The organism is Cytobacillus stercorigallinarum, from assembly GCF_014836495.1.
Classification (GTDB): Bacteria; Bacillota; Bacilli; order Bacillales; family Cytobacillaceae; genus Cytobacillus; species Cytobacillus stercorigallinarum.
Genome location: NZ_JACSQT010000002.1, coordinates 450,184 through 464,439, shown reverse-complemented (window position 1 = coordinate 464,439; position 14,256 = coordinate 450,184). Strand labels below are relative to the sequence as shown.

At 36.7% G+C, this 14,256-nt stretch carries 15 protein-coding genes; all 15 read left to right on the top strand.

Going from position 1 to position 14,256, the window contains the following annotated elements:
- Positions 1-289: 289 nt before the first annotated feature.
- Positions 290-1,597, top strand: coding sequence for an FADH(2)-oxidizing methylenetetrahydrofolate--tRNA-(uracil(54)-C(5))-methyltransferase TrmFO (gene trmFO, locus H9655_RS06815; protein WP_191812254.1), 1,308 nt, complete (start codon positions 290-292; stop codon positions 1,595-1,597).
- A 65-nt stretch (positions 1,598-1,662) separates the two neighbouring features.
- A complete protein-coding gene (gene xerC, locus H9655_RS06810; RefSeq protein WP_191812252.1) occupies positions 1,663-2,559 on the top strand; it encodes a tyrosine recombinase XerC in 897 nt (298 codons plus the stop codon).
- A 98-nt stretch (positions 2,560-2,657) separates the two neighbouring features.
- The gene (gene hslV / locus H9655_RS06805) at positions 2,658-3,200 is read left to right on the top strand and encodes an ATP-dependent protease subunit HslV (RefSeq protein WP_191812249.1); all 543 of its coding nucleotides are present in this window, start codon (positions 2,658-2,660) and stop codon (positions 3,198-3,200) included.
- 26 nt (positions 3,201-3,226) lie between these two features.
- Positions 3,227-4,624 carry an HslU--HslV peptidase ATPase subunit gene (hslU, locus tag H9655_RS06800; RefSeq protein WP_404826081.1) on the top strand — a complete coding sequence of 466 codons (1,398 nt, stop codon included), beginning with the start codon at positions 3,227-3,229 and terminating at the stop codon, positions 4,622-4,624.
- 117 nt (positions 4,625-4,741) lie between these two features.
- Entirely contained in the window at positions 4,742-5,521 is a 780-nt protein-coding gene (gene codY, locus H9655_RS06795) for a GTP-sensing pleiotropic transcriptional regulator CodY (RefSeq protein WP_095369536.1), read from the top strand.
- Positions 5,522-5,944: 423 nt separating this feature from the next.
- Entirely contained in the window at positions 5,945-6,334 is a 390-nt protein-coding gene (gene flgB, locus H9655_RS06790; RefSeq protein WP_191812682.1) for a flagellar basal body rod protein FlgB, read from the top strand.
- Between the two features lie 3 nt (positions 6,335-6,337).
- Positions 6,338-6,781 (top strand): flagellar basal body rod protein FlgC, encoded by a 444-nt coding sequence (gene flgC, locus H9655_RS06785; protein ID WP_191812244.1) that lies wholly within the window; start codon positions 6,338-6,340, stop codon positions 6,779-6,781.
- A 15-nt stretch (positions 6,782-6,796) separates the two neighbouring features.
- Positions 6,797-7,105: a flagellar hook-basal body complex protein FliE gene (gene fliE / locus H9655_RS06780; protein ID WP_191812241.1), complete on the top strand. Its 309-nt coding sequence runs from the start codon at positions 6,797-6,799 to the stop codon at positions 7,103-7,105.
- A gap of 51 nt (positions 7,106-7,156) precedes the next feature.
- The gene (gene fliF, locus H9655_RS06775; protein ID WP_191812239.1) at positions 7,157-8,755 is read left to right on the top strand and encodes a flagellar basal-body MS-ring/collar protein FliF; all 1,599 of its coding nucleotides are present in this window, start codon (positions 7,157-7,159) and stop codon (positions 8,753-8,755) included.
- A 14-nt stretch (positions 8,756-8,769) separates the two neighbouring features.
- Entirely contained in the window at positions 8,770-9,783 is a 1,014-nt protein-coding gene (fliG, locus tag H9655_RS06770) for a flagellar motor switch protein FliG (RefSeq protein WP_318245454.1), read from the top strand.
- On the top strand, positions 9,776-10,543 hold the full coding sequence (gene fliH, locus H9655_RS06765) for a flagellar assembly protein FliH (protein WP_191812235.1): 768 nt from the start codon (positions 9,776-9,778) through the stop codon (positions 10,541-10,543). The genes fliG and fliH overlap by 8 nt, the downstream gene beginning before the upstream one ends.
- On the top strand, positions 10,530-11,849 hold the full coding sequence (gene fliI / locus H9655_RS06760; RefSeq protein WP_191812232.1) for a flagellar protein export ATPase FliI: 1,320 nt from the start codon (positions 10,530-10,532) through the stop codon (positions 11,847-11,849). The genes fliH and fliI overlap by 14 nt, the downstream gene beginning before the upstream one ends.
- Before the next feature lie 3 nt (positions 11,850-11,852).
- Positions 11,853-12,296 (top strand): flagellar export protein FliJ, encoded by a 444-nt coding sequence (fliJ, locus tag H9655_RS06755; RefSeq protein WP_191812230.1) that lies wholly within the window; start codon positions 11,853-11,855, stop codon positions 12,294-12,296.
- An 8-nt stretch (positions 12,297-12,304) separates the two neighbouring features.
- A complete protein-coding gene (locus H9655_RS06750; RefSeq protein ID WP_191812228.1) occupies positions 12,305-12,925 on the top strand; it encodes a MotE family protein in 621 nt (206 codons plus the stop codon).
- A gap of 15 nt (positions 12,926-12,940) precedes the next feature.
- The gene (locus H9655_RS06745) at positions 12,941-14,248 is read left to right on the top strand and encodes a flagellar hook-length control protein FliK (RefSeq protein WP_191812226.1); all 1,308 of its coding nucleotides are present in this window, start codon (positions 12,941-12,943) and stop codon (positions 14,246-14,248) included.
- Positions 14,249-14,256: the final 8 nt, after the last annotated feature.

The following is a 14,256-nucleotide window of genomic DNA, read 5'->3' as shown; positions in this document are numbered from 1 at the left end:
CCATCAAAAGCGATGATATTGATTGCTATGATTGTGGTAAAAATGTTGAAAGGGGATGAAAAAATATCATCATGCATCCTGTTAATAACGGTAAAATTACACGATGGGTGGACAAATGGTGTTGTACGACGGATAACAATTAAAAAAATACTTTATGCTTTCAAATTTTTTTGTAATATTGTACAATGCAATTTGGGATTAAAAGATTATACTCGTTTGTGATTTAGTTAAAACGAACAATTAAATGAATGATATAAATAATTTCATAATAAGTAAGGAGAATTAACTAATGACTGAAAAGGTAGTAAACGTAGTTGGGGCCGGGTTAGCTGGAAGTGAAGCCGCTTGGCAAATTGCTAAACGAGGCATTCAGGTGCGCTTATATGAAATGAGACCGGTTAGACAAACAGCAGCTCATCATACAGATAAATTTGCTGAATTGGTTTGTAGTAATTCTTTAAGAGCGAATAATCTAACGAATGCTGTAGGTGTTTTAAAAGAAGAAATGAGACGACTAGATTCTGTAATTATTTCTTCAGCGGATGAAAGTGCAGTTCCAGCGGGTGGGGCGTTAGCTGTTGATCGTCATGACTTCGCTGCTAGGGTTACTGAAGCTGTAAAGAATCATCCAAATGTGACAGTGATAAATGAGGAAGTGACGGAGATTCCTGAAGGGATTACTGTTATTGCAACAGGTCCATTAACAAGTGAAGGACTTTCTGATAAATTACGTGATCTGTCTGGGGAAGATTATCTTTATTTCTATGATGCAGCGGCACCTATTATCGAAAAAGATTCCATTAATATGGATAAAGTCTATTTGAAGTCTCGATACGATAAAGGAGAAGCAGCCTATTTAAACTGTCCGATGAACGAGGAAGAGTTCAATGTTTTTTACGAAGCGTTAATTAATGCTGAAACTGTGCCGTTAAAAGAGTTTGAGAAAGAAATCTTCTTTGAAGGTTGTATGCCGATCGAAGTTATGGCATCTCGTGGAAAGAAAACAATGCTTTTTGGACCGATGAAACCCGTTGGTTTAGAGGATCCTAAAACAGGGAAGAGACCATATGCTGTTGTTCAATTACGTCAAGATGACGCAGCAGGTACCCTTTATAATATTGTTGGATTCCAAACGCATCTAAAATGGGGACCACAAAAAGAGGTGCTTCGTTTAATACCAGGCTTAGAAAATGCTGAAATTGTAAGATACGGTGTCATGCATAGAAATACATTTATTAATTCTCCTAAAGTGCTTAAATCAACTTATCAATTCAAGAATAGAGAATCTTTATTCTTTGCTGGGCAAATGACTGGCGTAGAGGGATATGTTGAATCAGCAGCTAGTGGGTTAATTGCTGGAATAAATGCTGCCCGTCTTGTGGAAGGGCAAGAAGCATTAGAGTTTCCGATTGAGACCGCTATTGGAAGTATGGCAAGATATATTGCAAACGCCAATCCAAAGAATTTCCAACCAATGAATGCGAATTTCGGTTTATTCCCAGAGTTGGAAAAAAGGATTAAAGGTAAACAGGAGAGAAATGAACAACATGCTAACCGAGCATTAGAAACAATTCAGAACTTTGTGAAAAATATGTAAATTTTCTTGCATGGGTCGCTTAAATATGATAGTATGATGAAGCCCTTGTGAGGTGAGTACAAAAAATGAGCGAAAATGTGAACATTTCTTTAAAGTTATTTATCGAATATTTACAAATTGAAAAGAATTATTCACAATATACAATTGAGCATTATCAGACGGATATAAAAGGATTTTTTATGTTCATGGCTGAACAAGGTTTGAAAAAGTTAAATGATGTCGAATATATGGATGTTCGATTATTTCTCACAAAACTTTATCAAGATGGTTTAGCTCGAAAGACAATTGCTCGTAAAATTTCCTGCTTAAGAAGCTTTTTTAAGTTATTGGTACGAGAAGGTATAGTTAACGATAATCCTTTCCAATTAACATCCATCCCAAAAGGAGACAAAAGACTACCGCAGTTTTTTTATGAAGAAGAGATGGAACAGCTCTTTAATAGTGTAGAAGTTGATACAGCACTTGGACAAAGAAATTTGGCGATTTTAGAAGTGATGTATGCAACAGGCATAAGGGTAGCTGAATGTGCTTCTATACAACTGGGTGATATTGATATGGATATTTCCGTTATCCTTATTCATGGAAAAGGGAGAAAAGATCGATACATACCATTCGGAAGTTTTGCTCACGATGCTCTTTTTAAATATTGTCATGATGGGCGTTTGAAACTCCAAAAAGAGAAGAGCAACCATTTATTTTTAAACCACCGTGGTGGCGCACTAACTGACCGCGGTATAAGAGGTATATTAAATAAATTGATTGAAAAGTCGTCTCTAGAAGGTGGCATCCATCCCCATAAGATTAGGCATTCATTTGCTACACATTTAATGTCAAATGGGGCTGATATGAGAACAGTTCAAGAGCTTTTAGGTCATGCTTTTCTTTCATCAACGCAAATTTACACACATGTTACACCTGATTACTTGAAAAAGACATATAATCAGTATCATCCTAGAGCATAGATTTTAAAGAAGTTTAACTATATGATGGATAAACGAAAAGTCATACTCATATATAGTCTATAGTGGATTATTAACATACTCCAAAAGGAGGAATAAACATGTCACAATTTCATGCAACAACAATTTTTGCAGTACAACATAATGGCGAATATGCAATGGCTGGAGATGGACAGGTTACATTTGGTGAGTCGGTTGTCATGAAGCATACTGCAAGAAAAGTAAGAAAGCTAGCAAATGGCAAAGTGATTGCCGGATTTGCGGGGTCTGTTGCCGACGCATTTACTTTATTCGAGAAGTTCGAAGGTAAGCTTGAAGAATACAATGGTAATTTGCAGAGAGCGGCTGTGGAGCTTGCTAAGGAGTGGAGAAGTGATAAAGTTCTGCGGAAACTTGAAGCGCTTCTAATTGTTATGAATAAAGACGGTTTATTGCTCGTATCAGGAACAGGTGAAGTCATTGAACCTGACGATGGTGTGCTAGCAATCGGTTCAGGTGGTAACTATGCATTAGCAGCAGGTCGCTCTTTAAAGAGATTTGCAGGTGAACATTTAACAGCTCGGGAAATTGCAAAAGCTTCGCTTGAAATGGCTGCAGAAATTTGTGTATATACTAACCACAATATTGTTGTGGAAGAACTGTAAAACAAAGGAGTGCTAAAATGGTTAAAATGACAAGTTTAACACCCCGTCAAATTGTCGAAAGACTAGACCAGTTCATAATCGGTCAAAAAAATGCCAAGAAAGCTGTAGCAGTTGCATTAAGAAATAGATATCGTAGAAGCCTACTACATGAAGAGCTTCGTGATGAAGTAAGTCCTAAGAATATTTTAATGATTGGACCAACAGGAGTAGGTAAAACTGAGATTGCAAGAAGGATTGCGAAATTAGTTGGTGCTCCATTTGTTAAAGTTGAGGCGACGAAATTCACTGAAGTTGGTTATGTGGGTAGAGATGTAGAATCTATGGTTAGAGATTTAGTTGAGACATCTGTACGACTTGTGAAAGAAGAAAAGGTAGCAAGTGTGCAAGAAATAGCAGAGAAAAATGCTAATCGCCGAATTGTCGAATTGCTCGTACCTAGTAATAAAAAGTCCGCCAATTATAAGAACCCTTTAGAAATGTTTTTTGGTGGTGGGAATGATCAACAAGAGAGCGATCAAGAGCAACAAGATGATCAATCAATTCAGCAAAAGCGTAAAGTAGTTAAAACAAAGCTTGAAAATTTAGAGCTAGAAGATGAAATCATCACTGTTGAAATAGAAGAGCAGCAACCGTCTATGTTTGATATGCTCCAAGGTTCGGGTATGGAACAAATGGGGATGAATATGCAAGATGCACTTGGTGGATTAATGCCAAAGAAAAAGAAGAAGCGAAAACTTACAGTAAGCGAAGCTAGAAAAGTGTTAACGAACGAAGAAGCACAAAAGCTTATTGATATGGATGAAGTAGGTTCTGAAGCCATCTATAGAGCAGAACAATCTGGTATGATTTTTATCGATGAAATTGATAAAATCGCAAGTAAAAATTCAGGAGGTTCCTCAGCGGATGTTTCCCGAGAGGGTGTGCAAAGGGATATTCTTCCTGTCGTCGAAGGGTCAACTGTTGTAACGAAATACGGGACAGTTAAAACTGATCATGTATTATTCATTGCAGCTGGGGCATTCCATACCGCTAAACCGTCTGATCTAATACCTGAATTACAAGGGCGTTTCCCGATTAGAGTCGAATTGACAAAATTAACTGTGGATGATTTTGTGAAAATATTAGTTGAGCCTGATAATGCCTTAATCAAACAATATCAAGCATTATTGGAAACAGAAGGTATACAAATTGAATTTTCTGACGATGCTATACGTAGGATTGCAGAATTTGCTTATGATGTAAATCAAAATACCGATAATATTGGAGCAAGACGATTGCAGACGATTATGGAAAAAATGCTTGAGGACCTTTCGTTTGAAGCGCCTGAGGTAACATTGGAGAAAATTGTGATTACGCCACAATATGTAGAAGAAAAGCTCGGGGAAATTTCTAAGAATAAAGATTTAAGTCAATTTATTTTATAATCCTTATTTGATGAAATTTCATTGTACTCCTAATCAAGCAAATCTTAGCAAAAAAATAAAGTAATGAAACATTCAAGGGATTGAAATAATGTTCCAAAGTTATAGGAGGAAAAATCAATGAATTTATTAAAAAAATCAAGAACAATTAATGCAATGCTGCAAAAGGCTGCTGGTAAGCCAGTTAACTTTAAAGAAATGGCAGAAACTTTAAGTGTTGTTATCGAAGCAAATATCTACGTCGTAAGCCGTAGAGGTAAACTATTAGGATATGCTGCGAACCAACAAATCGAAAATGAGCGCATGAAGAAAATGCTAGAAGATCGTCAGTTCCCAGAAGAGTACACTAAAAACTTATTTAACATTCAAGAGACATCATCTAATCTAGATGTGAATAGTGAATATACTGCATTCCCTATTGAAAACAAGGAGTTATTTGGCGCTGGATTAACGACAATTGTTCCTATTATTGGTGGAGGAGAACGTTTAGGTACACTTATTCTTGCAAGAGTGGAAGATGCTTTTGAAGATGATGATTTAGTTTTAGCTGAATACGGTGCTACTGTAGTTGGTATGGAAATTCTTCGTGAAAAAGCAGAAGAAATTGAAGAAGAAGCTAGAAGTAAAGCAGTTGTACAAATGGCAATTAGCTCTTTATCTTACAGTGAGCTAGAAGCAATTGAACATATCTTTGAAGAGTTGGACGGAAAAGAAGGCTTATTAGTTGCTTCAAAGATTGCCGATAGAGTAGGAATCACTCGTTCTGTTATCGTTAATGCACTTAGAAAATTAGAAAGTGCTGGCGTAATTGAATCAAGATCATTAGGAATGAAAGGTACTTATATTAAAGTATTGAACGATAAATTCCTTTTCGAATTAGAAAAATTAAAATCTAACTAAGATGTAAATTAAAGACCCTTTAAAATAACACGGAGACGCAGTTGTGCGTTACCGTGTTATTTTTATGATGTCAAATTTTCTAATATTACAACTTTATTACGAACGAAATAATATAGTAATAACGAATGAAGTAGAACTTTACACCTATTTTTTCAAAAAATACTCACTTATAGTTCATTATACCTATAATAGAAAAAATATAAAAGTTGGATTAAACCGATATTTAATAGTATTTATAAATAGTGCAGAAAAATAGAGCGTATTTTTACCTAGTGAGGAAAATGTCGAAAATAGGACAAAAGAATTATTAAAAATACGTTCTAGGTCATGGACTTATTATTTCATATTCTTTACAATGATGATAGATGAAATGTTTAGTAAGTGCTAATTGGAGAGAATTTTGGAAAAAACGAGGTGAAGTTTGTGAAAGTCTTCTCACAATCCATGTCGATTATTGAAAACGCAATTCAACAAACATCGACAAAACAAAAGGTGATCTCGCAAAATATCGCGAATGTTGACACCCCAGGATATAAAGCGAAAGATGTAAGTTTTAAATCTGCATTTAAATCCGCGATATCTAACGTGAATACATATAAAACGGATGAAAGGCATTTTGATATTACGCCATCTAATTTAGGTACCACAGTTTTTACGAAGAAAAATGTAACGTATAACGAAAGTGGTAATAGTGTAGATATGGATCAAGAAATGTCAGAGCTTGCAGCAAATCAAATTCAATACAATGCATTGGTTGATCGCATGAGCAGTAAATTTAATGGACTTGAAAACGTAATTAAGGGAGGCAGATAATCGATGACTATCTTTCGTAGTTTGGATACAACAGCTTCAGCACTGACAGCGCAAAGGTTAAGGATGGATGTCATCTCTTCAAATATGGCCAATGCTGATTCTACTCGTAGCGTGACTGGAGAAGATCCTTATAGAAGAAAATCTGTCGTGCTTCAACCGAAAGATAACGGCTTTTCATCATTTTTACAAACGGCAATAAATGAAAAAAGTCAAACGGGTAATGGTGTAAAGGTAACGAGAATTGTTGAAGATGAAACGCCTTTTGAACTCGTCTATCAGCCATCTCATCCTGATGCTAACGAAGAAGGGTATGTAGAAATGCCAAATGTGGACCCATTAAGAGAGATGGTAGATTTGATGAGTGCAACACGTTCATATGAAGCAAACGTCACTGTATTTAATGCAAATAAGAATATGCTATTGAAGGCATTGGAAATTGGTAAATAAGAAGGAGACTAAGAGATGAATATTAATAGCTTTTCTCCCGTCGTACATACAAATAGTCCGAATAATGATCAAAACGTAAGAGAGGTTACACCAAGTGATGCGCATAATAGCTTTGCTTCGGCTTTGAAAAATGCAATTGATAGTGTAAATGAAAGTCAAATATCATCGGATGAAATGACGACAAAACTTGCTACGGGTCAGGATGTTGACCTCCATGACGTAATGATCACCGCGCAAAAAGCGAGTGTATCGATGTCTTTAACACTAGAAGTTCGTAACAAAGCAGTTGAAGCATATCAAGAGATGATGAGAATGCAAGTGTAAAACGCGTATTCTCGTCTGATGACTAACCAAGGACCATCGGGGGATTTTTAGATGAAAGATTCTTTGCAAGCATATGGTACAAAGGTGAAAACATTCTGGGATGCGAAAACAAAGGGGCAAAAGGCTCTAATTATCGGTGCTCCGTTATTATTAATCATTGGTATTAGTATGATTGTTTTTCTTTCGTCCAGAACCACCTTAGTTCCACTATATAGTAACCTGACACCCTCAGAAACAGGCAGTATAAAGGAAAATTTAGATGCTAAGGGGATTAAGTCAGAAATCGTTGAAGGTGGTACAGCTATTAAAGTACCAGAAGAACAAGTAGATAGCCTAATGGTAGAGCTAGCTGCGGAGGGTATTCCAGATAGTGGTAATATTGATTATTCATTTTTTAGTCAAAATGCTGGAATCGGCATGACGGAAAATGAATTTGATGTGATGAAGCTTGATGCGATGCAGTCTGAATTAGCAGAGTTAATGAAAGGTATTGACGGTATTAACAACGCTAAAGTTATGATAAACATGCCTGAATCGGGTGTGTTTTTAAATGAAACAGAGGAACAAGCATCAGCGTCTATCGTGTTAAACACGGATCCAGGCTATAAATTTGAAAATCAACAAATCCAAGCGCTCTATCATCTAGTGTCTAAAAGTGTACCTAATTTACCTACTGATAATATCGTCATAACTAATCAAAACTTTGAGTACTACGATTTAAAAAATAGCGAAGATTTTTCGACAGGTTCTCAATTTGCCGTACAACATGAAATTAAAAAAGAAATCGAAAAGGATATCCAACGTCAAGTACAAACGATGCTAGCTACATTAATGGGTCAAGAAAAAGTAGTGGTATCTGTTACAGCAGATGTCGATTTTACACAAGAGAATAGAGAAGAAAATCTTGTCGAACCAGTAGATGAAGAGAATATGGCAGGCATAGCCATTAGTGCGCAAAAACTAACAGAAACCTTCACAGGTAATGGAGATACAGAAGGGGGCATCCCACAAAGTGAAGATGGTGCAGATGCACTTGGCTCTTCTTATGTTGAAGGTTCAAATAGTAACGGCGATTATGAAAAAATAGAAGAAACAATTAATAATGAAGTAAACAGAATAAGAAAAGAAATCGTTGAAAGTCCATATAAGGTAAGGGATTTGGGCATTCAAGTAATGGTGGAACCACCTGATGCGAATAATCCAAATTCATTGCCACAAGATCGGATTAATGATATTACGCAAATCTTATCAACCATCATCCGTACATCCATCGATAAAGACACATTGAATGAAACGTTAACTGATGAAGAGCTACAAAATAAAATTGCTGTCTCCGTGCAAGAGTTCAATGGAAAAGTTGAATTTCCAAATGAAGAAACAGCAACGATTCCTTGGTGGATCTATTTGGTTGTCGGATTATTATTATTAGTGATTATATTATTGCTATGGTTATTTTTACGTAATAAAAAAGAGAAAGAAGAAGAGATTGTAGAGTATGAAGTGGAAGAGCAATTAAATGATTCTTTACCCGATGTACATCAGGTAAAGGAAACAGAGGCAAGCATCCGAATCAAGCAATTAGAGAAGCTAGCTAAAGAGAAACCGGAAGACTTTGCCAAGCTCCTAAGAACATGGATTACGGAAGATTAGGAGGCCAGTCAAGCGTGAAAAGGGAGAAGAAAAATCTTTCAGGACGGCAAAAAGCAGCCATTTTATTAATATCTTTAGGTCCAGATATTGCTTCTAATGTCTATAAACATTTAAGTGAAGAAGAAATTGAAAAGTTGACTTTAGAAATATCCGGTGTAAGAAAAGTAGACAATGAGGCAAAAGAAGAAGTGCTAGATGAATTTCATCAAATCGCGCTTGCTCAAGATTACATTGCTCAAGGTGGTATCGGATACGCAAAGACAGTGCTCGAAAAGGCATTAGGAAACGAGCAAGCAACAGCGATAATCAATCGTTTAACTTCCTCGCTTCAAGTGAGACCATTCGATTTTGCCAGAAAAGCTGACCCAACACAAATATTGAATTTTATTCAGAATGAACATCCGCAAACCATTGCGTTAATTCTTTCCTATTTAGAGCCACAGCAGGCTGGGCAAATACTGTCGGAATTACCTCAAAATACGCAAGCTGATATTGCTAGAAGAATCGCAGTGATGGATGGCACTTCTCCTGAAATTATTAATGAGGTTGAACAGATTTTAGAAAGAAAGCTGTCCGCTACTGTTACGCAAGATTATACGCAAACTGGTGGAGTTGAGTCTGTAGTAGAAGTGCTCAATGGAGTGGATCGCTCAACTGAGCGTACGATTCTTGATGCGTTAGAAATTCAGGATCCAGATTTAGCTGAAGAAATAAAGAAAAGAATGTTTGTATTTGAGGATATTGTTACGCTTGATAATAAAGCGATTCAACGAGTGATAAGAGATTGTGCAAGTGAAGATCTCATGCTTTCTTTGAAAGTGTCTAGTGAAGAAGTAAAAGAGATTATTTATAAAAATATGTCACAGCGTACTGTTGATACATTTAAAGAGGAAATGGAATTTTTAGGACCAGTTCGACTTCGAGAAGTCGAAGAAGCGCAATCAAGAATTGTCGCAATTGTACGTAGACTGGAAGAAGCTGGGGAGATCATCGTCGCAAGAGGCGGAGGGGATGATATTATTGTCTAGGTTATTTAAACATTCCTCTCACGATTACTTAAGTGAAGAGGAGAAAATAACAATCTCTATCCGGCCGATGTTTAAACAATCAGAGGATCATCCATCTCCGCAGCTATCTGACTATTATGATCAGGTGATTAGTGAGGCAGAGAAGAAGGCGGAGGAAATTATCCATTCAGCAAATGAGCAAGCTGATCGCATATATCAAACTGTTCAAGAAGAAAAGGAAAAGGCAAAAGAAGAACAAGAGGCGGCACGTAAAGACGCATATGAGAAAGGTTATCTCGCCGGGATGAGTAAGGGTAAGGAAGATGGATTAAACACTTATACCTCTAGGTTAGCAGAAGCAAAAGAGATGATTAATGCAGCAAAAACTGATTATGAAGAAACGATTCAGTCAGCAGACCGAGCGATATTAATGATTAGTATGAAAGTAGCAGAGAAAATCATTGCAACGGAATTAACTCATCATATTGAGCACTATCAATCATATGTAAAAAACGCATTAAAAGAAGCAAAGCATTACAAAAACATTAAACTAATTGTTCATCCTGATAAATATATAGAGTTATTAAGCTATAAGGATGAACTAAAGGCAATGTTACCAGTTGAAGCTGGCCTGTATATCCTTCCTGATGAAGAACTTTCTGTAGTAGATTGTGTGATTGACTCAGATAATGGGCGAATTGATGCCACATGTAAGAGTCAAATAGATGAGATCAAAGAAAAACTGTCAGAATGGTTGGAGACCCATCATGAACTTGGATAAGTTATTAGAGGAAATTCATGTTGTAGATAGTTTCAAAAAATACGGAAGAGTCAAGAGAGTTGTTGGCCTAATGATTGAATCTCAAGGGCCGGTTAGTTCGATTGGTGATGTTTGCTATATTCATGTCCAAAGTAAGAAGAGTAGGAAAATACGTGCAGAAGTGGTCGGCTTTAAAGATGAGAATATTATTCTGATGCCCTATACAACGGTTACTGATATATCACCGGGGAGCTTAGTAGAAACAACAGGCAAACCGTTAGAAATTAAAGTTGGGACTTCCCTTGTAGGAAATGTCCTTGATTCCCTGGGAAAACCATTAGACGGGTCTCAACTTCCAAAAGGATTAAGAGAGGTGCCAACAGAACAAGACCCCCCGAATCCTCTATTGAGACCACCTATTAGCGAACCTATTGAGGTAGGCGTTCGGTTGATTGATAGTTTACTAACAGTTGGTAATGGCCAAAGAGTCGGAATTTTTGCGGGTAGTGGGGTTGGTAAAAGCACCCTACTCGGAATGATTGCCAGAAATACAAAAGCAGACATTAATGTTATCGCTTTAATTGGTGAAAGAGGAAGGGAAGTCCGTGAGTTTATCGAGAGAGATCTTGGCCCTGAAGGATTAAAGCGTTCAATTGTCATAGTAGCTACTTCTGATCAACCGCCATTAATGAGAATAAAAGGCGCCTATACAGCGACAGCCATTGCTGAATACTTTCGGAGCAAAGGCATGAACGTGATGATGCTAATGGACTCTGTTACTCGAGTAGCGATGGCGCAAAGGGAAATAGGTTTAGCAATTGGCGAACCGCCAACAACAAAAGGGTATACGCCATCAGTTTTTTCAGTTTTACCTAAACTGCTAGAGAGAACTGGCACCTCCAAAGAGGGGTCTATCACTGCTTTTTATACAGTGCTCGTTGATGGTGATGATATGAATGAACCGATTGCAGATACAGTGAGAGGTATATTGGACGGTCATTATGTGTTAGATAGGGAACTTGCTAATAAGGGACAATATCCTGCTGTAGATGTACTAAAAAGCATAAGTCGTGTAATGAATCAAATTAGTAGTAAAAAGCATATGAAAGCAGCTGAGAGCTTAAGAGAATCACTTAGTACTTATAGGCAATCAGAGGATTTAATTAATATCGGGGCATATAAAAAAGGCTCTTCACAAGAAATAGATCGAGCGATTACTTTATATCCACAAATTTTAAATTTTCTTAAGCAACAAACGGATGAAAAAGTGACGATTGAAGCTGGAATTGAACAACTATTTACGCTAGTTGGAGAAGGAGCACAGTAACAGATGTCTTTTAAATATAAGTTCGAGAAAATTATGCATGTAAAAGAACGAGAAAAAGATGAAGCTTTGGATATTTATAATCAAGCGACGAGACGTTTTGAAGAAGCTGCGACCAAGCTATATGAATTGCTTAAGAAAAAAGAAAATCTAGATCAAATGCAATCTGAAAGACTAGTTAGTGGATTACAAGTAGTGGAAATGCGTTATCAGCAACAGTTTATTTCGAATTTAGAAAAGACAATAGACCATTATCAAAAAAGAGTAATGAATGCCCGTACACAAATGTACTATTATCAAGAAAAGCTTGCAGAAAAAATGACAGAGTTTAAGAAATATGAAGTCATGAAAAATAAGAAGAAGATGCAATACCTATCAGAAATGAAGAGATTAGAAAATATTGAAATGGATGATATTTCAATCCAGCAATTTATCCATAAAGAACTTTAGGTGATAAGATGGAAAGTCACAAAGAGAAAAAGTCTAGACCGGTTATTAAAATATTTATGATCATTGCCACCACTTTAATTGGCCTTATCGCAATTGGATTATTAATCCTAACGGTTAGTGGATATAACATTTTTGAAGTGACGAAAAAGTATAGTCAAAATATTCCTGTTCTATCTAGCCTTTTTGAAGAAGATCAAACAGAAATGATGCAAACAATGGAAAATAGACTGATTGAACTAGAGGCAGAAGTAAATGACCGTGAGGCAAGAATTGAGCAATTGCAAAATCAAGTAGAAAGTAAAGACAATGAATTAAATAAAGCAAGCCAAGAAAAAACACGATTAGAGAATAGGGTAGACGAATTAGTTTTAATGAAAGAAGAGAATAAACGGGCGTTTAGTGACATTATTAAAACTTATGAAGAAATGGCGGCTAAAAAAGCTGCGCCTATTTTATCTAATATGAATGAAGAAGAAGCGGTGCGAATCCTGGCAGAGGTAAAACCTGAAGTACTTGCTGAAATATTGGCAAAAATGGAACCAACAAAGGCTGCTTCATTTACAAGCCTGGTAACAGCGTCTGTAGAAAATACTTCTACCACAGATGACGATGAGCAAGCCGCTGAATAAAGAGGGAGATGTTTCATGGAACTCATGTCACTGTTACCGATAAGTCATAATTATCAATCTACTAAAGCAGAACCAGCTAATGACAAGATAGGTAAAGGCGATTTTGCTCAGTTTTTAGGAAGTGTTGTATCAACTGAGGACACAGTCACTCCTAATAGCGGCGACACGAAAGATACAGTTACAAATCAAGATGATTTGCTATCTCTTCTCGAGGTAGTAGAGTGGGATGATTTGCCGGAAGAATGGCAAGCGTTTATGTACATCGATTTACGAGATGAAACGCTTGTTGTAGAACGGGCTAGTCAGTTATTAAACATGGAAGAAGAACAAATGGAACTGGTCTTTGCTCATATCCAAGCATTGTTGACAAAGCAAGCTGATATGGCTGAAGGTTTACATACGACAGAAGCTAGAGAGCATTTTCTATCAAAGTTCATTTCAGCTGTAGAAGGTGGACGGACGCAGACACAAACAACTGACCTCATCACTCAAAATAAAGCCGTCTTTCAAATGTTAAAGCTTGTGCAAATGATGAATCAACAAACGGAACCATCGCCATTTAGTCAACAACAATTAGCTGATCTCATAGGCGACATCGTGAAAATACTAGAAAAAGAAGCGGTAATACAGATACCTCAATCCATTTCGTTAAAAGGCCAAGGGACAAAACTTTCAACACAACAGTTGATGAAAGACTTACCACAAAGCATGACGTTAATAAATGGTGAGCAAAAGCAAATGGAAGCAGAAGTAGATATACAAGCAACTATGAGTAAACGAATAGAGGATCAAAATCCGGATATAAAGTCTGTGCAACTTTCTGCAAATCCGGTTGCTACCACTAAAAACGATACTTTGCAGTTACCTATTTTACAAAATGGTAAACCAATTCCTGCAGAACAACAAATAAAACAGTTTGAGAATATCTTATCTCGTGCGAAATTTACCACTGTGAATGGGATACAGAAACTGAGCATACAACTCACACCAGAACATTTAGGCACATTAAAGATAGAAATTGTCCAAAAAGATCAAATGATGATTGCTAGAATTATTGCGAGTACACATGCAGCCAAAGAGGCATTTGAATCTAGCGCACAATCTCTCAGACAAGCATTTCATACACAAAATATCAATGTCGATAAGATCGAAATTTATCAAACTTCACTAGAACAAAAGCAAGCAGAGGAATCGTTCAATCAAAGAGAGAAGAACCAATCGAACCAAAATGGTCATGGTCATAATGAAAAAAATGAACAAGACACAGATACGATCTCTTTTTTCGATGAATTAGAAGCAGAATTATTAAATCTAAAGGTTTAGGTGGTACG

Bases quoted from the DNA above. Each gene is read 5' to 3' on its own strand.
- trmFO (WP_191812254.1), top strand. From the start codon at position 290: ATGACTGAAAAGGTAGTAAACGTAGTTGGGGCCGGGTTAGCTGGAAGT.
- hslU (WP_404826081.1), top strand. From the start codon at position 3,227: ATGACAAGTTTAACACCCCGTCAAATTGTCGAAAGACTAGACCAGTTC.
- fliF (WP_191812239.1), top strand. From the start codon at position 7,157: ATGAAAGATTCTTTGCAAGCATATGGTACAAAGGTGAAAACATTCTGG.
- H9655_RS06745 (WP_191812226.1), top strand. From the start codon at position 12,941: ATGGAACTCATGTCACTGTTACCGATAAGTCATAATTATCAATCTACT.
- fliJ (WP_191812230.1), top strand. From the start codon at position 11,853: ATGTCTTTTAAATATAAGTTCGAGAAAATTATGCATGTAAAAGAACGA.
- flgC (WP_191812244.1), top strand. From the start codon at position 6,338: ATGACTATCTTTCGTAGTTTGGATACAACAGCTTCAGCACTGACAGCG.
- hslV (WP_191812249.1), top strand. From the start codon at position 2,658: ATGTCACAATTTCATGCAACAACAATTTTTGCAGTACAACATAATGGC.
- codY (WP_095369536.1), top strand. From the start codon at position 4,742: ATGAATTTATTAAAAAAATCAAGAACAATTAATGCAATGCTGCAAAAG.
- fliI (WP_191812232.1), top strand. From the start codon at position 10,530: ATGAACTTGGATAAGTTATTAGAGGAAATTCATGTTGTAGATAGTTTC.
- fliE (WP_191812241.1), top strand. From the start codon at position 6,797: ATGAATATTAATAGCTTTTCTCCCGTCGTACATACAAATAGTCCGAAT.
- xerC (WP_191812252.1), top strand. From the start codon at position 1,663: ATGAGCGAAAATGTGAACATTTCTTTAAAGTTATTTATCGAATATTTA.
- H9655_RS06750 (WP_191812228.1), top strand. From the start codon at position 12,305: ATGGAAAGTCACAAAGAGAAAAAGTCTAGACCGGTTATTAAAATATTT.